This window comes from Paraburkholderia sp., from assembly GCF_026225065.1.
In the GTDB taxonomy this organism is placed as follows: Bacteria; Pseudomonadota; Gammaproteobacteria; order Burkholderiales; family Burkholderiaceae; genus Paraburkholderia.
Window position 1 is genome coordinate 1 of record NZ_JAMFSB010000353.1, and the last position, 18,432, is coordinate 18,432.

The 18,432-nt window shown below is 61.2% G+C and carries 19 protein-coding genes; 11 read left to right on the forward strand and 8 right to left on the reverse strand.

What is annotated here, in order from left to right:
• Together groL and groES are read right to left on the reverse strand one after the other, a co-directional pair.
• Positions 1–1,256 (reverse strand): chaperonin GroEL (gene groL, locus M0954_RS24340; RefSeq protein WP_297355950.1); only part of this gene is annotated, 1,256 nt, incomplete at its 3' end.
• A gap of 14 nt (positions 1,257–1,270) precedes the next feature.
• The gene (groES, locus tag M0954_RS24345; RefSeq protein WP_122156398.1) at positions 1,271–1,561 is read right to left on the reverse strand and encodes a co-chaperone GroES; all 291 of its coding nucleotides are present in this window, start codon (positions 1,559–1,561) and stop codon (positions 1,271–1,273) included.
• A 264-nt stretch (positions 1,562–1,825) separates the two neighbouring features.
• Here groES and soxC point away from each other — a divergent pair, with 264 nt between their 5' ends.
• The 5 genes from soxC to M0954_RS24370 all read left to right on the forward strand — a co-directional run bounded on the left by soxC (position 1,826) and on the right by M0954_RS24370 (position 5,700).
• On the forward strand, positions 1,826–3,127 hold the full coding sequence (gene soxC, locus M0954_RS24350; RefSeq protein ID WP_123387047.1) for a sulfite dehydrogenase: 1,302 nt from the start codon (positions 1,826–1,828) through the stop codon (positions 3,125–3,127).
• On the forward strand, positions 3,120–3,659 hold the full coding sequence (locus M0954_RS24355) for a c-type cytochrome (RefSeq protein WP_297355951.1): 540 nt from the start codon (positions 3,120–3,122) through the stop codon (positions 3,657–3,659). Before soxC ends, M0954_RS24355 begins: the two co-directional genes overlap by 8 nt.
• Before the next feature lie 148 nt (positions 3,660–3,807).
• A complete protein-coding gene (locus tag M0954_RS24360) occupies positions 3,808–4,056 on the forward strand; it encodes a hypothetical protein (RefSeq protein WP_297355952.1) in 249 nt (82 codons plus the stop codon).
• Between the two features lie 31 nt (positions 4,057–4,087).
• A complete protein-coding gene (locus M0954_RS24365; RefSeq protein WP_122156395.1) occupies positions 4,088–4,843 on the forward strand; it encodes an SDR family NAD(P)-dependent oxidoreductase in 756 nt (251 codons plus the stop codon).
• A 17-nt stretch (positions 4,844–4,860) separates the two neighbouring features.
• On the forward strand, positions 4,861–5,700 hold the full coding sequence (locus tag M0954_RS24370) for a CmcJ/NvfI family oxidoreductase (protein WP_297355954.1): 840 nt from the start codon (positions 4,861–4,863) through the stop codon (positions 5,698–5,700).
• 37 nt (positions 5,701–5,737) lie between these two features.
• On the opposite strand, the gene M0954_RS24375 is transcribed toward M0954_RS24370, so the two are convergent.
• Positions 5,738–6,931 carry a porin gene (locus M0954_RS24375; RefSeq protein WP_297355956.1) on the reverse strand — a complete coding sequence of 398 codons (1,194 nt, stop codon included), beginning with the start codon at positions 6,929–6,931 and terminating at the stop codon, positions 5,738–5,740.
• Between the two features lie 809 nt (positions 6,932–7,740).
• Here M0954_RS24375 and M0954_RS24380 point away from each other — a divergent pair.
• The 3 genes from M0954_RS24380 to M0954_RS24390 are packed head-to-tail and all read left to right on the forward strand — an operon-like array spanning position 7,741 to position 10,667.
• The gene (locus M0954_RS24380; RefSeq protein WP_297355979.1) at positions 7,741–8,763 is read left to right on the forward strand and encodes an ABC transporter permease; all 1,023 of its coding nucleotides are present in this window, start codon (positions 7,741–7,743) and stop codon (positions 8,761–8,763) included.
• Positions 8,757–9,587: an ABC transporter ATP-binding protein gene (locus M0954_RS24385; protein ID WP_133894548.1), complete on the forward strand. Its 831-nt coding sequence runs from the start codon at positions 8,757–8,759 to the stop codon at positions 9,585–9,587. Before M0954_RS24380 ends, M0954_RS24385 begins: the two co-directional genes overlap by 7 nt.
• 42 nt (positions 9,588–9,629) lie before the next feature.
• A complete protein-coding gene (locus M0954_RS24390; protein ID WP_123386006.1) occupies positions 9,630–10,667 on the forward strand; it encodes an ABC transporter substrate-binding protein in 1,038 nt (345 codons plus the stop codon).
• Between the two features lie 73 nt (positions 10,668–10,740).
• Here the strand turns inward: M0954_RS24390 and M0954_RS24395 are convergent, their stop codons facing one another.
• The 4 genes from M0954_RS24395 to M0954_RS24410 are packed head-to-tail and all read right to left on the reverse strand — an operon-like array spanning position 10,741 to position 14,421.
• Entirely contained in the window at positions 10,741–11,619 is an 879-nt protein-coding gene (locus tag M0954_RS24395; RefSeq protein WP_122156390.1) for an ABC transporter permease, read from the reverse strand.
• A complete protein-coding gene (locus tag M0954_RS24400; RefSeq protein ID WP_122156389.1) occupies positions 11,616–12,434 on the reverse strand; it encodes an ABC transporter ATP-binding protein in 819 nt (272 codons plus the stop codon). Before M0954_RS24400 ends, M0954_RS24395 begins: the two co-directional genes overlap by 4 nt.
• Positions 12,434–13,486, reverse strand: a complete 1,053-nt coding sequence (locus M0954_RS24405) for an ABC transporter substrate-binding protein (protein WP_297355958.1) — start codon at positions 13,484–13,486, stop codon at positions 12,434–12,436. Before M0954_RS24405 ends, M0954_RS24400 begins: the two co-directional genes overlap by 1 nt.
• A gap of 59 nt (positions 13,487–13,545) precedes the next feature.
• The gene (locus M0954_RS24410; RefSeq protein WP_133895066.1) at positions 13,546–14,421 is read right to left on the reverse strand and encodes a TauD/TfdA family dioxygenase; all 876 of its coding nucleotides are present in this window, start codon (positions 14,419–14,421) and stop codon (positions 13,546–13,548) included.
• 245 nt (positions 14,422–14,666) lie between these two features.
• Between M0954_RS24410 and M0954_RS24415 the strand changes: the two genes are divergently transcribed.
• The 3 genes from M0954_RS24415 (at position 14,667) to phoU (ending at position 17,335) form a co-directional block, all read left to right on the forward strand.
• The gene (locus M0954_RS24415) at positions 14,667–15,296 is read left to right on the forward strand and encodes a PAS domain-containing protein (protein WP_123386004.1); all 630 of its coding nucleotides are present in this window, start codon (positions 14,667–14,669) and stop codon (positions 15,294–15,296) included.
• An 83-nt stretch (positions 15,297–15,379) separates the two neighbouring features.
• A complete protein-coding gene (locus M0954_RS24420; RefSeq protein ID WP_122156385.1) occupies positions 15,380–16,519 on the forward strand; it encodes a pyridoxal-phosphate dependent enzyme in 1,140 nt (379 codons plus the stop codon).
• Between the two features lie 108 nt (positions 16,520–16,627).
• Positions 16,628–17,335, forward strand: a complete 708-nt coding sequence (phoU, locus tag M0954_RS24425) for a phosphate signaling complex protein PhoU (protein ID WP_122156384.1) — start codon at positions 16,628–16,630, stop codon at positions 17,333–17,335.
• 61 nt (positions 17,336–17,396) lie between these two features.
• Here phoU and M0954_RS24430 read toward each other — a convergent pair whose 3' ends face one another.
• Positions 17,397–18,335: an SMP-30/gluconolactonase/LRE family protein gene (locus M0954_RS24430; protein WP_297355961.1), complete on the reverse strand. Its 939-nt coding sequence runs from the start codon at positions 18,333–18,335 to the stop codon at positions 17,397–17,399.
• Positions 18,336–18,432 lie beyond the last annotated feature (97 nt).

Here is an 18,432-nt window from a genome sequence, read left to right on the forward strand (position 1 = left end):
AGCGCCACGCCGCCGCCGGGCACAATGCCTTCTTCCACGGCTGCACGGGTCGCATGCAACGCATCGTCCACGCGGTCCTGCTTCTCTTTGACTTCGATCTCGGTGGCGCCGCCCACCTTGATCACCGCCACGCCGCCTGCGAGCTTGGCGACGCGCTCCTGGAGTTTTTCGCGGTCGTAATCGGAGGTGGCTTCTTCGATCTGTACGCGAATCTGTTTCACACGCGCTTCGATGTTCTTCGCGTCGCCACCGCCGTCGATGACCGTGGTGTTTTCCTTGCCCACCTCGATGCGCTTGGCCTGGCCCAGTTCCGCGAGCGTCGCTTTTTCGAGCGTGAGACCGGTCTCCTCGGCAATCACCTGGCCACCGGTCAGGATCGCAATGTCTTCGAGCAAGGCCTTGCGGCGGTCGCCGAAGCCAGGCGCCTTGACCGCCACCGTCTTCAGAATGCCGCGGATGTTGTTCACAACCAGCGTCGCGAGCGCCTCGCCTTCGACGTCCTCAGCGATGATCAGCAGCGGACGGCCAGCCTTGGCAACCTGCTCGAGCACCGGCAGCAGATCGCGGATGTTCGAGATCTTCTTGTCGTGTAGCAGAATGAACGGGCTGTCGAGAACGGCGACCTGCTTGTCCGGATTGTTGATGAAATACGGTGACAGATAGCCACGATCGAACTGCAGCCCTTCGACCACGTCCAGTTCGTCCGCGAGCGACTTGCCGTCTTCGACGGTGATCACGCCTTCCTTGCCGACACGGTCGATGGCTTCGGCAATGCGCTGGCCGATTGATTCTTCACCGTTAGCCGAGATCGTCGCGACCTGGGCGATTTCCTTGCTCGTGGTGGTCGGCTTGCTGATTTTCTTCAGCTCTTCGATTGCTGCGGTCACGGCCTTGTCGATGCCACGCTTCAGATCCAGCGGATTGAGGCCCGCCGCGACGTATTTCTGACCTTCGCGGACGATAGCTTGCGCCAGCACGGTAGCAGTGGTGGTACCGTCACCCGCGGCGTCGCTGGTGCGCGATGCAACCTCTTTCACCAGTTGCGCGCCGATATTCTGCAGTTTGTCCGCCAGTTCGATTTCCTTGGCCACGGACACACCGTCTTTCGTCACAACCGGCGAACCGAAACTGCGTTCGAGCACGACGTTGCGGCCTTTCGGGCCGAGCGTGACTTTCACTGCATTGGCGAGGATGTTGACGCCTTCGACCAGTTTCGAACGCGCGCTGTCGCTAAAGACGATTTCTTTGGCTGCCATCTTGTGATGCTCCCTTATTGGTGGACTACGGCGACGATGTCTTCTTCGCGCAGCACGAGCAGATCCGTGCCGTCGACCTTGACCTGCTGGCCTGCGTATTTGCCGAACAGCACGCGCTCGCCGACTTTCAGATCCGGCTCGATACGTTTGCCGTCGTTATCGCGCTTGCCGGGGCCAACGGCGATTACTTCGCCCTGATCGGGCTTTTCTGCGGCGCTCTCGGGAATGACGATGCCCGAAGCGGTTTTTGTTTCCTGATCGAGGCGTTTGACGATCACGCGGTCATGCAAAGGACGTAGGCTCATTTAGGCATTCCTGCTGTGGAAATTTGGCACTCTTCGCTGGCGAGTGCTGACCGTGATCGAGTATAAGAATCGACAAGGGCGCACTCCAATAACGAATCCTCAAATCCTTATCGGCGTTTTTCTGTTTAGTTTATTTGCGAGCCTGGTAAGCCGAGGGCAGCGGGCGTTCTACACATTGGGTTCGATCGATATCACGATTGCTCGTTTGGTCGGCGCGGCTTCAGTTGCTACGATGGTCAGTTGGCCCATGACGCACTGACGCTGATGAAAAAGGTTCGCGACACCACACCCCATGCACCGGACAGGCCCACTTCGCGCGGCCGTCGCCGTTTGCTGGGCGGACTCGCCGCGAGCGGTCTGGTGGTCGCGCAGCGCGCTGGTGCGGCGGCAAACCCGCTGCTAAAGCCGCTTGATATCGCGCCATGGAGCCGCACGCCGGGCACGCCGATACTCGAGCATCCCTATGGCTTGCCCTCAGCGCACGAGGCCGACGTGGTGCGTCGTAGCGCGAAGGCGTGGCCATTGCCCGGGGCCGCTTCGTCGATGACGCCGCTAGCGGATCTGTTCGGCACAATCACGCCGAACGGTCTCGTCTACGAACGGCATCACAACGGTGTGCCGGATATCGATCCCGATCAGCACCGCCTCGTGATTCATGGCCTTGTACGCGAGCCGAAGCTGTTCACGATGGATGACCTGGTTCGCCTGCCGTCCGAATCGCGGATCCATTTCATCGAATGCTCCGGCAATACCGGCGGCGAATGGAATGGACCCAGCGGCCAACCGGTGCAACTAACGCACGGTTTGCTGTCGTGCTGCGAATGGACGGGGGTGCGGCTTTCGACCTTGCTGGAAGAAGTGGGTGGCCTGTCGACCTCGAAAGATGGGCAAGGTGGACGCGGCGGCTGGATGCTGGCGGAAGGCGCGGATGCCGCGGCGATGACGCGCAGCTTGCCGCTCGATCGCATCCTCGAGCGTGCCATGGTGGTCTATGCGCAGAACGGTGAGCATTTGCGCCCGGAAAACGGCTATCCGTTGCGCCTGATCGTGCCGGGCTTCGAAGGCAACACGAACGTCAAGTGGCTACGCCGTCTGAAGTTCGTCGATGCACCGCTGCAGACACGCGAGGAAACCTCTCGATACACGAGCCTGATGGCAAATGGAACCGCCCGTCAGTTCGCGTTCGAAATGGATGCAAAGTCTGTGATTACCCGGCCTTCGCCTGGGCATCGTCTGAGCACGCAAGGCTATTACCCGATCACTGGCCTCGCCTGGTCAGGGCGCGGTGCGATTCGCAAGGTCGAGGTATCGACGGATGCGGGCGCAACGTGGCAGCTCGCACGCCTCGACGGGAGCCCGCGCGATCGCGCGCTGTCGCGCTTTCAACTGGACTGGCTATGGCAGGGTGCGCCCGCGGTGATCCTGTCGCGCGCCACTGATTCGACCGGCTACGTGCAGCCCACGCGGGAAGCGCTAGTGGCTGCACGTGGGTTGAACTCGCAGTATCACTACAACGCGATTCAGCAATGGCGTATTGAGGCTAATGGCGAGGTGCGCAATGCGTAATGTGTTGAGACGCACGCTTGCGCCTAGCGTTTTTGTCGTTGCGAGTGTGCTGGCGTCGAGCGCATACGCGGGCTACGGTGTCGGCACACCGTTATCGGACCAGGACCTCGCGGCATGGAATATCGACATCGCGCCCGACGGCCGCGGCCTGCCCGCAGGTAGCGGCGATGTCGCCACGGGTGCACGCGTGTTTGCGGCGCAATGCGCCGCATGCCATGGCGCGCAGGGCCAAGGGTTGCTCGGCGATGCGTTAGTGGGTGGGCGCGGCACGTTGGCGAGCGCGAAGCCGAAACGCACGGTAGGCAGCTACTGGCCTTACGCGACCACGCTGTTCGACTACATTCGCCGTGCGATGCCCTTTACTGCGCCCGAGTCGCTTTCCGCCGATGACGTCTATGCGGTTTGCGCATTCGTGCTCAACCAGAACGGCATCGTGCCGCCGGACACCCGTCTGGACGCACGGTCTTTGCCGGCTGTGAAAATGCCGAACCGCGATGGCTTCGTGGTCGATCCACGACCGGGGCGACTCTGAACTGAGTCGAGGCGGAAGAGGCCGTTTCTCCTTGTTGCCAATGCGGTTTTTGCTGCGTTCTCCGAAAACCAATCCACAAAAACTTGTTTGCGCTTGCTTGAGCGGCACACTAGATTTGACTGGATGGCATTGAATCGACGGAGGTCGTATGGCCACACATTCAGCGACGCTTTTTTGGGGCGGACTCCGCCATCCTGTGCGAAGCCTGCAAAAGCAATTGTCAAAGCGCGTCCCGGTGAATCCGGATCGGTCCCCTGACGAGACATCGGCGGCGGCCCACAGCTGCCAATCGTCCGAGCGGTTGGAACGCATTGCCGCGTACGCGCGCAGCGGCTATTTTCATATGGAATACACTGCCGGCATGTTTGTCGTGCCGCTCGACATTCCGCCGGGATGATGCTCACGACCAGAACACAAAGGAGGGCGCAATGACCGACGCTGTCGGGCAAGGCGAGGCGCGCAAGCGTGTCGCGTGGATTGCCGGTGTGGGAGCGAGCGCTGGACTTGGCGCGGCGCTCGCGCGCCGCTTTGCTCGCGAGGGCTTCAGCGTTGCCGTGACGGGCCGCTCGCGCGAACGGCTCGATGCGGTCGTCGATGAGATTCGCGGCACGGGTGGCCATGCTCTGGCATTTCCCGGCGACGTCACAAGCGAAAGCGACCTGGTCGCAATCGCGAGGCAACTCGCTGAGGCGGGTAAGCTCGAAGCGGCAATTTTCAATGCCGCTAGCGGGATACGGGTGCCGACGCTTGAGTTGACTGCCGAGCAGTTCGAAGCGGCGTGGCGCGTCTCGACGCTCGGCGGCTTCCTGTTCGCCAGGGCGGCGCTGCCGGCACTCCTGGCCGCGGGCCAAGGTTCGCTGCTGTTCACAGGCGCGACCGCTTCGTTGCGCGGCCGTCCGCCATTTGCGGCATTTGCTTCCGCCAAGGCCGCTTTGCGCTCTCTTGCGCAGAGTCTCGCGCGTGAGTTCGGGCCAAAGAATATTCATGTTGCGCATGTGGTGATCGATGGAGGCATCGACGGTGAGCGGCTGCGTACGTCTGCACCGCAGCGTGTTGCCGAAAGCGGACCGGATGGCCTGCTCAATCCCGACGATATCGCCGAGGCCTATTGGCATCTCCATCAGCAGCGGCGCAGCGCGTGGTCGCAGGAAATCGATTTGCGACCGTTCAGCGAATCGTTTTAAGGGGAAGGGGCTCTAACATGAGCGATATTGTCGTCGATACGCCCGCGTCGGTTACGACGATCGAGGCGGAGCTGAACTATCTCGAGTCCAATGGCGAGAGGCCGGTGTCGTACCAATACGAACCACCGCCCGGCGTCCCCAAACGCAGCGGCGTGTACCGGGCGCATCGTGTGACGATCTCGAATGCGCGCATCGCGCCGCCGCCAGGTGCGTTGTCGCTCGATCGCAATGGTTTCGAACTGCATCGCCGCGCGAGCGCGCTCAGCGATTTCTCCGACCCGGCGAAGATCGAGTCCGTCTATTACCGGGAAGCAGACGCGCTGCTCAAAGAAGCCACTGGGGCGAAGCGGGTGGTCGTGTTCGATCACACGCTGCGTGACGGCAGGGTTGATCGACATGATGGCGTGAGGGAACCGGTCAAATACATCCATAACGACCAGACATTCGTGTCGGGGCCTCGCCGGGTGCGTGACCATTTACCGCGAGATGAAGCTGAGCAACTGCTGAAGGGCCGCGTAGCGATCGTCAACCTGTGGCGACCAATCGGCGAAACCGTGCAATCGTCGCCGCTTGCGCTGTGCGATTCACGCAGTATTGCGCTCAACGATCTGGTGGCTTCGGACCTCGTCTATCCCGACAAGGTGGGCGAGACGTATGCGCTGGTTTTCAATCCGCGACACCGTTGGTATTACTTCCCCAACATGACGCCCGATGAATACCTGCTGCTGAAGATCTACGATTCGGCGGGTGACGGAATTGCGCGTCTGACTGCGCATACGGCCTTTGACGATCCTACGTCGCCGGCCGATGCGCCGTTGCGCCGCAGCATTGAACTGCGAGCGCTGCTCTTCTTTTGACTAACCGGCCGCTTGGGAGCGGCCGGTGTCCACCCACTTAGAAGCGATGGGTGATGCCGACGATAGCGGCGAGCTGGTGGTTGTCAGCCGAATAGGCGCTGCCGCTCAGATCTGCAACTGCCTTCTTGCCCGTCGAGTCGATACCCGAAGCCGTCTCGAAGAAGCCGATCGCGTAGAACGAAGTGCGCTTCGACACCGAGTAGATCGCGCCCAGGTTGAACTGGTTGTACTTCGCGCTGCCCAGGTTGTCTGCGCCGCTGTTGTGCGTGTAGATATAAGCGGCTGCCAGCAGCAGAGCCGGGTTCACCTGGTACTTCAGGTTGGCTTCGCCCGAGTTGAACGTTGCATTGCCCGTGTACTTCGGAGCCGTGATCTGACCCACTGCGGTGACCGAACCCAGGTTGCCGAATTGCGTGTTCGAATACAGCAGGCCGACGGTTGCCGGTCCGATTGCATACGAACCACCCGCCACGATGATCTGCTGCGAACCCGCCGTAGCGTAGCCGCCGTAGATCTTGTTGTTCATGTTGTCGTTCGCACCCGTGGCCGAAGACGTCGGCGACGACGAATTGCCCTGGTTGCCGTAGGTCGCGTAGTACGGATCCTTCACGAACGTGTAGCCTGCGCCGAGGTGAATCGGACCGTTCGCATACGAGACCGCCCCGTCGATCACCGAGTTCCTGGTGAAGTCGCCAGCCTGACCGCCCAGGCTGTACAGCGCGCCTGCCTGCAGACCGTTGTAGTTCGGGCTCGTATACTTGAGCGAGTTCTGGACGCGGTTCGACGTATCGACGTTGTCGACGTCGCTGGCGCGCGTGCCGTAGCTGAGGCCCGAGGCGGCCCAGTCGGCACCGGAGGCGAACACAGAGGTCAGGTCGTTGCTGATCGAATATTGACGGCCAACCGTCAACGTACCGAACGTGGTGCTGCTCAAACCGACGAAAGCTTTACGGCCGAATTCCAGGCCGCCTTGGGACAGTGCACCCGTGCCCGTGGTGTAGCCGTTTTCAAGGGTGAAGATCGCCGACAGGCCGCCACCCAGGTCTTCCGTGCCCTTCAGGCCCCAGCGTGACGAGTTTGCCTGCGAGACTGCGTATTCGTGCAAGCCTTTGACGTTGTTATTGAACAGAATACCCGCGTCGACGATACCGTACAGAGTCACGCTGCTTTGTGCATGTGCGGCGCCGGCAAACGCGCCAAGAGCGAGTAGTGCCACCGAGGTCTTTTTCATTTTCATCTGATTTCACTTTGTGTGAGTGGGGCTGTCACTCGCAAGGCGAGCAAGTCCCATTTATGTCAGCTGTTCGTTGCGCGAATCGTATGGACTACGATATAAACCCCGCGCTCGGACAACCGGCTGATAGCGAGAACGGACGACAGCAAAACTGTTCCCGCTTTTTCCTGCTCCGCCAAGACCTCCCCGTCTCCAATTCGGGGTACCGCCGTCAGTGGCCAGTAAGAATGCCGTGAATATATCGAAAACATAATTGTTTAGGGCTGGAAAATTTTGCTCTGTCTCGTTCTCACAACGTGCATAAGCGGGTCATCTATTACTTTGTTATGTGCATATATTGCGGGTGCACGAAAGGGCAGGCATCGGCACCTGGCTATGGTTTCAAAATGCTTTCAATACAAGGGGCGGCAAGTTTTAACCGGTCGATTGTCACGGGAATGCCCTGGATTGATGTCAGCAGCACGCGCGCTCGCTCCTTATGCTGGCCGCGCAAACGTTAAAACGGCGAGCTTCGGCGTCAACACATAAGCAAAGCGAAATTTGTTGGTTGGGGCGTACGAGGACCGCCGCGATACTTGGCTTCTCAGTGCCTGGAGGGCGCAGGTTATCGCGGGTTGACGTTGGGCCACGCTTCGCACTAGCGCACCGTTTCTTCGGACAAAACTCTCCACCAGCCAGGCGTTTTAACAGCGCAGCGCTCGCGGCTTGCCTGCGAAACCATGCGGGAGATTGGAATCATCATGTCCACCCAGCTCGATTCGGTTACGACGCGCGATGCGGCCGACGTGAAACCGGCCACGGCCACGATGACGCGCGCAACGCTTTCGCGCGGCGCGTCCATCACATGGCTTGCCGCGCTGGCCTGGCTCGGCAGTGCAGCGCTGACCCAATGGTGGCCAGCCGCCGACGACTGGCCTTACACGCGGCAATACCTCGTCATCAAGCTGGTGCTCGCGGCATTGGCCGTTGCTGTCGGCGTGGCCGGGTGGCGCAGCCGGGCGGGCGAAGACGGCAAGGCGGGCGATGCGCGTGCAGCGCAACATAATGTCAAACCGCAGGCGCGCGTCGATGCCTGGGTTCACGCGATGCCCTGGCTGCTCGCGTTGGCCGTTGGCATCACGGCGTGGGAAGTGCTGACCGCGCAACTCGAATGGCTGCCGCGGCCTTTCTTCGCGCCGCCGCAGGCGCTGATCGGGGTATACGCGGAGGACTATTCGCGACTCGGTTCGAGTGTCGCGCACTCGTTTGGCCTGCTTGCCTACGGCTACGTGCTGGGTGCTGCGACGGGTTTTATCGTGGGCGTCGGTATTGGCTGGTCGAAGGCGGTGGGCTACTGGGTGCATCCGGTGCTGCGCCTCATCGGCCCGCTACCGGCGACGGCCTGGCTACCTCTTGCTTTCTTCTTCTTTCCTTCGAGTTTTAGCGCCAGCGTGTTCCTGATTGCGCTCGCCACCGCGTTTCCGGTGGCCGTGTTGACGTGGTCGGGTGTCGCCAGCGTCAACACGGCCTATTACGACATCGCGCGCACGCTGGGCGCCAGACCCGGGTTTCTGATCCTCCGGGTGGCGATTCCCGCGGCGTTACCTTCGGTTTTCGTGGGTCTTTTCATGGGCCTCGGCGCATCGTTTTCAGTACTGATCGTCGCCGAGATGATGGGTGTGAAGGCTGGGCTTGGCTGGTATCTGCAGTGGGCGCAAGGCTGGGCGGCGTACGCGAACATGTATGCGGCGCTATTTGTGATGGCGCTGATGTGCTCGGGCCTCATCACGCTGCTGTTCCGCGTTCGCGACCGGCTGCTCGGATGGCAGAAAGGATTGCTCAAATGGTAGCCGTACCCGAAGTGCTTGCGCGGTCCGATAGCGGGCGTGCGTTGCGTGGCGGCGCGCGTATCGATGTGCGTCGTGTGTGCCATCAGTTCGCACTGCGTGGCGCGACGTTGCCGGTGTTACAGGACATCCACTTCGCCGTGGAACCCGGCGAGTTCGTTGCCTTGCTGGGACCGAGCGGTTGCGGCAAGTCGACGCTGCTGCGGCTCGTCGCCGGCCTCGACAAGCCGACGCAAGGCACGCTGCACGCCGATGGCGCCGAGATCACCGGCCCCGATCCGTCGCGGGTCGTCGTCTTCCAGGATCCCACGCTGTATCCGTGGCGTACGGTGCGCGGCAATGTCGGGGTTGGCCCGGAGGCGCAGCGCCGTCGACGCGGCTGGCGGCGCGACGCGCTTCACGACCAGACGCAGGATCGCATCGACGCCGTCCTGCAACTGGTCGGTCTCAGCGAATTCGCCGACGCGTTTCCGCATCAGCTCTCAGGTGGCATGGCGCAGCGCGTGGCGCTGGCGCGCGCGCTGGTCAACGATCCCGCGCTGCTGGTGCTCGACGAGCCGTTCGGCAAGCTCGATTCGCTGACGCGCATTCGTATGCAGGGCGAACTGGCGCGTCTGTGGCAGGGCGCAGGTTTCTCGGTCCTGCTCGTGACCCACGACGTCGAAGAGGCGTTGCTGCTTGCCGACCGCGTCATCGTGTTGAGCGAACGGCCAGCACGCATCGTCGCGGAAGTTCGCAACGACGCGCCGTATCCGCGGCATCGCGACGATCCGAAGCTGGTTGCGCTGCGCCGCGAAGTGCTTGCGCAGCTGGGGCTCGACACCTGAGCACGCATTCGTACAACATTGACCACACGACGAAAACACAAAATGACATTCAGCAACGACACTTCTCCCGCGAGCCTCGCGCGTCGCGCGTGGCTTCGCAAGACGGCCTGGGCAGCGGGGGCGGCCGCGTTTGGCGGCACCTCGCTAGGTCTGGCTGTGCCGCTTGCCTCGGCGCAAACGCCGCTCAAGCCACTGAATCTTTCCTGGAACGCAGGGGCGATCTGCACGGCGCCAGTTGCGGTTGCGGACAAGCTGGGTTTTTTCACCCGTCATGGCTTGCAGGTGGAACTGGTGAATTTCGCCGGTTCGACTGATCAACTCCTGGAGGCGATTGCGACGGGTAAGTCCGACGCGGGCGTCGGCATGGCGCTGCGCTGGCTGAAGCCTCTGGAGCAGGGCTTCGACGTGAAGCTGACTGCAGGCATACACGGCGGCTGCATGCGTCTGCTGGCGACGCGCAGTTCGGGCATCGTCGATGTGGCGGGGCTGAAAGGGCACATTGTCGGCGTGAGCGACATGGCAAGCCCAACCAAGAACTTCTTCGCGATCGTGCTGAAGAAGCAGGGCATCGATCCCGATACGGAGGTCACCTGGCGGCAGTATCCGGCCAACCTGCTTGGCGAAGCGTTGAAGAAAGGCGAGGTCCACGCAATCGCGGACGGCGATCCGACCATCTGGAACATTCGCGAATCGGACCACCTGTATGAAGTGTCGAACAACCTGTGCGGCGAGTATCAGACGCGCTCGTGCTGTGTGTTAGGTGTGCGTGGTTCGCTGATCCGCAAGGACCGGGCGACCGCTCAGGCGTTGACCCAGGCGTTGCTGGAAGCAACCGAATGGACTGCTAACAATCCGGAGAAGGCAGCGCAGATCTTCTCGGTGCACGCGCCATCCGCGGACGTCAACCAGTTGACTGCGATGCTGAAGAGTCACACCGATCATCATCACCCCACGGGCGATGTGTTCAGGAAAGAAATCGCGCTTTACGCCGACGATCTGAAAGCGGTCAATGTGCTCAACAGCGGCACTGATTCGAACCGGCTTGCTTCGCGGGTGTTTTCGGACGTGTTGACGACGTAAGGCCGGGCGTTTGCCGTCTCTTGCCTGCCTGCTGCTATGGCCGGGCAGGCTGGAGCCGGGCCTCGCGTGGCTCTCAGTGCTGTATGCCCCAGCGGCGCACGGTAATCCGCTCGAGCGTATCGAACACCAGATGCTCGATCAGCAGACCTATGACGATGACGGCCGCAAGCCCGGCGAAGACCCGATCCGTATACAGTTCATTGCGGTTCTCGAAGATGTACCAGCCGAGTCCGCCACTGCCCGAACTGGTGCCGAATACCAGTTCCGCTGCTATCAGCGTGCGCCACGCAAAGGCCCAGCCTACCCGCAACCCGGCGAGTATCGACGGCAACGCGGCTGGCACCAGAATCGACACAACGTGACGCAAGCCCGTCAGACCGTAATTGCGGCCCGTCATGCGCAGCGTCGCGGGCACCGCCTGAAAGCCTGAATAGGTATTCAACGCGAGCGGCCACAGCACGGCGTGAACCAGCACGAACAGCAGGCTTCCCGTGCCGAGGCCGAACCACAGCAGCGCTAGCGGCAACAGCGCGATCGACGGCAGCGGATTGAACATCGCGGTCAGCATGGTGAGCAGGTCACGGCCGATGCGGGTCGACACGGCCAGCGAAGTCAGCGCGAACGCGAACGCGACACCAAGCAGATAGCCGCGCAGCAGCACCGACATCGACACGGCGGTCTTCTGCAGCAACTCGCCGGACCAGATTCCCTGCACGAATGCGCTGAGCGTAGCGCTGAACGTCGGCAGCAAGAGATCGTTGTTGACGGCACGCGCCGCGAATTCCCAAATGATCACGAGGACCAGCGCGATCAGCGTCTTGCGCAGCCATGTATGCGCGAAAATGCGTTTGCCGATTGGCAACGGCGCTTCGACCACGATATCGCCGAGCGGCTCCAGCGGACGTTCGTATTCTTCACGAACGGGTGGCAGCAAGATGGGCGGCGTGCTCATTGCGCAGACTCCGTCTGTTCGAACAGCAGGTGATGGATGCGTTCGGCGGTGCGCTGAAAGTCGCTGCGGCCGGTACTGTCCTGCGTGTATTGATGGCTATTGAGCTCAGCGCGCACACGGCCCGGATGCGGAGACAGCAACAGAATCCGGTTGCCGACAATCAACGCTTCCTCGATCGAGTGCGTCACGAACAGCAGGGTGAAATTGACCTCTTCCCATAGACGCAACAGCTCTTCCTGCATCTTGCGACGCGTCAAGGCGTCGAGTGCGGCGAACGGCTCATCCATCAGCAGAACGCGTGGCTGCATGGCGAGCGCGCGTGCGATCGCCACGCGTTGTTTCATGCCGCCCGACAAGGTGTGCGGATACGCCTTTGCAAACGACGCAAGCCCCACCTTGTCGAGGTAGTGCAGTGCCCGTTCATTTGCTTCGGCACGCGAGAGCTTCCTGGCCACGCGCAACGGAAACACGACGTTTTGCAGCACCGTCTTCCACGGCGGCAACTGGTCGAATTCCTGAAACACCACGATACGGTCGGGACCTGGCCCGTGCACGGGTTGAGCGTCAAGCGAGATACTGCCGGAGGTGGGTTGGATGAAACCCGCTACGGCCTTGAGCAGCGTTGATTTACCGCAGCCGGACGGCCCGAGCAGCACGAAACGATCGCCGCCGTAGACGTCGAAACTCACCTGGTGGGTCGCGCGAACGATCCGCTCGCGCGTGCGGTATTCGAGGTTCACGCGGTCCACTACCAGAAGTTTTTCACTGGTTTGCGGACGCGTGATGACCGGTGCGGTGTCGGCAATCGTAGCCATCAGCTTCCCGCCGCCGTCGCAGGGTCGTCGAAGAAGTAGTCCTTCCACGACTTCGGCTCGTTTTTGATCGCGCCCACCCGGTACATGAACTGCGCCAGTGCGAAGGTATTCTGCGGGGCGACCTTGAACTGCACCTGCGGATTCTTGATGATCTTCAACAACAGGTTACGGTCGATTTTCGACTGGTTCACGCGGATATAGATGTCGGCTGCGGCATCCGGGTTGGCGGAGACGAAGCGCGCCGCATCGGCAATCGCATCGACAAACGCCCGATACGTCTTCGGGTTCGAGTCGCGGAATTTTTCGGTCGCGTACAGAACCGTGGCCGAGCTCGGCCCACCGAGCACGTCGTACGAATTCAGCACGATGTGCGCCTTGGGATTGCCGGCGAGTTCCTGCTCCTGAAACGGCGGATTGCCAAAATGCCCGGTAATTTCAGTGCCGCCGGCGATAATTGCAGCGGCCGCATCGGGATGCGGAATTGCCTGGGTGTACTTGTCGAGGCGGTTGTAATCCTTGTCGCCCCATTGCTTGGCGGCGGCGAACTGCAACACCCGCGATTGAACCGATACGTTGACCGCCGGCACTGCGATCCGGTCCTTCTCGGTGAAATCGGCAATCGTTTTCACATTTGGATTGTTCGACACGAGGTAGTAGGGCAGATTGCCGAGCGAGGCGACGCCCTTGACGTTCTGCCTGCCATGCGTGCGGTCCCAGATCGTCAGCAGAGGGCCGACGCCGGCCCCGGCGATATCCACCGCGCCGGAGAGCAGCGCGTCGTTGACCGCTGCGCCACCTGAGAGCCTGAGCCAGTCCACCTTGATGTCGAGGCCTTGCTTGTGTCCTTCCTTTTCGATGAATTGCTGGTCGCGCGCCACATTCAGAAGCAGATAGACGACACCGAACTGCTCGGCGACGCGAATCTGCCCTTCGGCATGCGCTAGCGCCGGAGCGGTGAGGCTTGCGGCACCGATCGAGATCGTGAGCATGCTCGTTGCAAAACGGCGAGCGAAAGACGGCCCGGCGGCCGTCGTGGGAAAAGTGGACTGCATTGAAACTCCGGTCAGCGTGTGGGCGTGCGCAAGCGGGCGCAGACGGACGAATAGGGCCGTTAGAACGGCACGTCGCCTTCAATTGTTGTGCGATACATTTTGCGGCGCAGATGGTCCGGCGTACCGGCGGCGAGATGCATCAACGAGCGGTTGTCCCAGAACACCATGTCGTGCTCGGCCCACTCGTGTGTGTACAGATGCTCGGGGCGCACGCTATGCGCGAACAGTTCTTCCAGCAGTTGCTGGCTCTCGTCTTCAGGCAGCCCGATGATGCGGGTGGTGAAATGCTCGCTGACGAAGAGCGCCTTGCGCCCCGTCTCCGGATGCGTGCGGACGACCGGATGCACAACGGGTTTGACCTGGGCAATCTGCTCGGCGGACAGATTCGGCCGCCACGGACTGCGTTTCTGCAATTCCGCGTATTTCGCGAGATACGTATGCTCCGCCGAGCGTCCTTCTACGGCACTGCGCAGATGAGCGGGCAAGGTGTCCCACGCGAGGTGCATGTTGGCGAACAGGGTATCGCCACCTTCGGACGGCAGCTCCTGCGCATGCAGCATCGAGCCAAGGCTCGGTGTTTCCTTGTACGACAGGTCGGAGTGCCAGAAATGGCCGGCGTCGCCCAGACCGATCGGTTTGCCGTCCTCGACGATGTTCGAGACGATCAGCACTTCCGGATGCCCTGCGAGCTGAAACTGGTGCAGCACGTGGATCTGCAGCGGCCCGAAGCGGCGGCTGAAGGCAATCTGCTCATCAGGCGTGATGCGCTGGTCGCGAAACACCAGCACGTGATGGTCGAGGTGCGCGCGATGAATGCGCGCAAAATCTTCGGCGGCCAGCGGCTGGCTCAGATCGAGCCCAAGTACTTCGGCGCCCACAGGGCCATCGAAGGCCCGTATTTCAATGGCTTGGGGAACGGTGTGGTGCGCGGACACCGCGCGGTCGGTAGCAATCGTCACACTAAACTCTTCGGTCGGTCGCAGCGTAGGCGCCGGTGGTGGCGCGATGCCCCCAATTTACCGGCCCGTACAGCCAAGAGCAACGAAGCAAATGCTATGTGTTTATCTGCTGGAGTGATAAACCCGACGCTGTACCGGACGCGACGGGCATTGAGCTTGAATTGACGAAATATCTAATAATAGATAATATGTCTTTTATAGATGTCCGGTGAGCCGTTCCTATGACGAAACAAACCATTGAGCAGCGCGCGCTGCTGGAGCAGGTCGGCCAGATCGCGGCAGGATTGGCCGAGACGTTCGCGCCGTTTTGCGAAGTGGTCGTGCACGATCTGCTCGACCCCAAACATGCCGTTCTGGCGATCCACAACAATCTGTCGGGCCGGGAAGTCGGCCATCCGGCAACCGAACTCGGGCTGGCGCGCATCGCCGACCCGGAATATCCCCAAGTGATTGCGAACTACGCCAATCAGTTTGCGGATGGCCGTCCGGCAAAAAGCACCTCGATCGGCATCAAGGATTCATCCGGCCAATACGTCGCCGCGTTGTGCATGAATATCGACCTGACGCTGTTCCGCGGCTTGCAGAGCGCCGTCGGTCAATTTGTCCGGATCGATGCGGACGCGGCCATGAAAGAGTCGCTGGACCCGGCGGGGGCGGACCTGATCCGCACGCGTATCGACCAGTTTGCGGCCAGACTCGCCACCACGCCGCGCGCCCTCAAGACGGAAGACCGTCGCATGCTCCTGCGTGAACTTAAGGACTCCGGTGTAATGGAAATCCGCAGGGCGATGGAGGTGACGGCGCAGTATCTGGGTGTCTCACGCGCGACGGTGTACAGCGATGCGAAGTGATGCACGCCGCCGGAGTGTCTTCGGAGCCGGCGCCTGAGTCGGCAACACGTCAGATCGCCACATCATTAACGTCAGGAACGAACATGTCGACAGCTCAGTACATCGACCCGCTCACGGGAGCGTTCTATCCGTTCGAGCAACCGCGCTGGTGCTCGGATAACCAGACACCGCTTCTCATCACGCCGCAGCCAGGCATCGGACGTGAGGACATCGACCGGAGCAATCGTTCGCTATGGCGCTACCGCGCTGCGCTGCCGGTCGATATCGCTCAGCCGGTTTCGATGGGGGAGGGATGTACGCCGCTGGTGCAGAAGGATTGGAACGAGCACCGCCCGTTTTTCAAGCTGGAGTGGTTCAATCCGACATGCAGCTTCAAGGATCGCGGCACTGCGGTCATGCTGTCGTTCCTGCGCCAGATTGGCGTGAACGCTGTGCTCGAAGACAGCTCGGGCAACGGCGGCGCATCAGTTGCCGCATTCGGTGCAGCAGCGGGAATGCGCGTGAAGATCCTTGCGCCAGCCTATACGTCTCCAGCGAAGGTGGCTCAGGTTCGGGCATACGGCGCAGAGATCCAACTGGTTGAGGGACCGCGTGAAGAGTCGCAAGCGGAGGCGATTCGACAATCTGCCGAGATTTTCTACTCCAGCCATAACTGGCAGCCGTTCTTTCTGCAGGGCACCAAGTCCATCGCATACGAGCTGTGGGAAGACCTCAACTTCGAGGCGCCGGACAACATCATCATTCCGGTGGGAGCGGGAAGCAACCTGCTGGGGTGTGACATTGGTTTCAAAGAGCTTCTTGCTGCAGGACAGATCAAAAAGCTGCCACGCCTCTTTGCTTCGCAGCCGCTGAACTGCTCGCCGCTCGATGCGTCGTTCCAGGCGGGCGTCGATACGCCTGTAGCCCGGCCGGTCCTGAAGACCGTCGCCGAAGGCACGGCAATTGCGCACCCGCTTCGCCTGCGAGAAATGATTACCGCGCTACGGGACAGCGGTGGCTCGACGGTAGCCGTTTCCGAAGACGACATTGTCGCGGCGCTTAAAAAGCTGGCGCGACAGGGCGTCTTTGTTGAGCCGACCTGCGCGCACGCCGCCGCCGCACTCGACGAGTTGAGCCGGCGCGGCACGATCAAGGCAAACGAGCGCACGGTCGTCCTGTTGACGGGGACGGGCATCAAGGCTGCGGGCTATATCGCGGAGCTGTTTGCGCAACCTGCTGCGTAGTTACCACACTCGCTCGAATACTTGTACAGGTAAGATTTGGCGCAGAGATAATACGGTATATACTGTTTTTGAAACACGTCAACGGCCCCCATTGGCTGAGGAGCATATATGCCGGATAAACATCTCTCGAGCCAGTTTGACGCCGATCTCACACTGCTCTCCACACGTCTGCTCGCCATGGGCGGGTTGGTGGAGTCGCAGATCGCGCTTGCGATGCAGGCCCTGGATACCTTCGAGCTCGACTTTGTCGATCTCGTCCTCGAAGGCGAGCGCCGTCTGAATACGATGGAAATCGAACTCGACGAAGAAATCTGCAATGTCATCGCTCGTCGACAACCGGCCGCTCGCGATCTGCGTCTGCTGATGGCGGCTTCGAAATGCGTCACCAATCTCGAGCGTGCGGGCGACGAGGCGCGCAAGATCGCCAAGCGAATCCGCCGCATTGCGCCGCGAGTCAGTGCGCAGGATGTCAATATCGCTGAGATCAAGGTCTCGGGCGCCATGGCTGCGGACGTGCTGCGCCGCGCGCTGGACGCGTTTGCGCGCATGGATACGGCTGCCGCGGAACAGATCATCCTGGATGACGAGGCGATCGATAACGAGTTCAGGGCCTTTGTGCGCAAGCTCGTGACATCGATGACGGAAAACCCCCGGACTATCACGACGGCGTTGGACTATTTGTCTATCGCAAAGGCGATCGAACGGATTGGCGACCATGCCACCAACATCGCTGAATCCGTCGTGTATGTGGTTCGCGGCACCGATATTCGTCACGAACATAGAAAACGGCAAGAGCCCGAAGCGGTGCGTACTTAAAGAGAAGACGGCGGACCGGACCCTCGCGGCGCGGCCCCCGCCGTCACCTCACGTAGACACCTTAACCGCCCACGGCGCCCTGGGTGTTCACGTGGACCGCGTAAATGGACTGTGACGAAGCCATGAACAGGCGGTTGCGGGCGCGGCCGCCAAAACACAGGTTCGCACAACGCTCGGGCAGCGCGATGCGGCCAATCGGCTTGCCGGCTGGCGAGATGATCACCACGCCGTCCAGTTCGTCGCTGCCCATGCCCCAGCCGCACCAAAGGTTGCCGTCGATATCGGCGCGCATGCCGTCGATCGTACCTGGCCCCGCATTGAAGAACACGCGTCCCTTACCAATCCTTCGCCCATCAGGCTCCATCTCGTAGACGTGGATCAGGCGTTCAGGCACGGCGCGCGATTCGATGATGTACAGCAACCGTTCGTCCGGTGAAAAACACAAACCGTTAGGCCCCTTCAGATCACGCGTCACAACGGAAGCTTCTCCCGTGACACCGTCGATCCGGTACACCGAGTGCGGTAATTCCTGCTCGGCCTTGATACCCTCATAGTGACCCGCGATACCCATTGGCGGGTCCGTGAACCAGATCGAGCCGTCCGACTTGACCACCAGGTCATTCGGCGAGTTCAGGCGTTTTCCCTCGAACGAATCCATCAGCACGGTAATGCTGCCGTCATATTCGGTGCGTGTCACACGGCGGCCATGTTCGCAGGTGACGAGGCGACCCTGCCGGTCGCGCGTATTGCCGTTGGCGAAGTTCGACGGCTTGCGAAACACGCTGACTACGCCGGTCTCTTCCTCCCATTTCAGCATCTGATTGTTCGGGATGTCGCTCCATAACAGATAGCGTCCATCGCCGAACCACACCGGACCCTCGGTCCAGCGGTAGCCGGTAGCGAGGCGCTCGACCGCGGAGAACGCGACGCGGTATTGATCAAAGGACGGATCGAGCGAAATGACGCGTGGATCGGGATAGCGCTCAGCCTGCTGCCACATGGGTTTGTCTCCGTGTTGAGGGTAGGTGGATACCCGACGAAGGCACAGTATACGGTAAAACGAGTAAGCGCTTTCTCTTGTCTTCCACTCTCGCTTC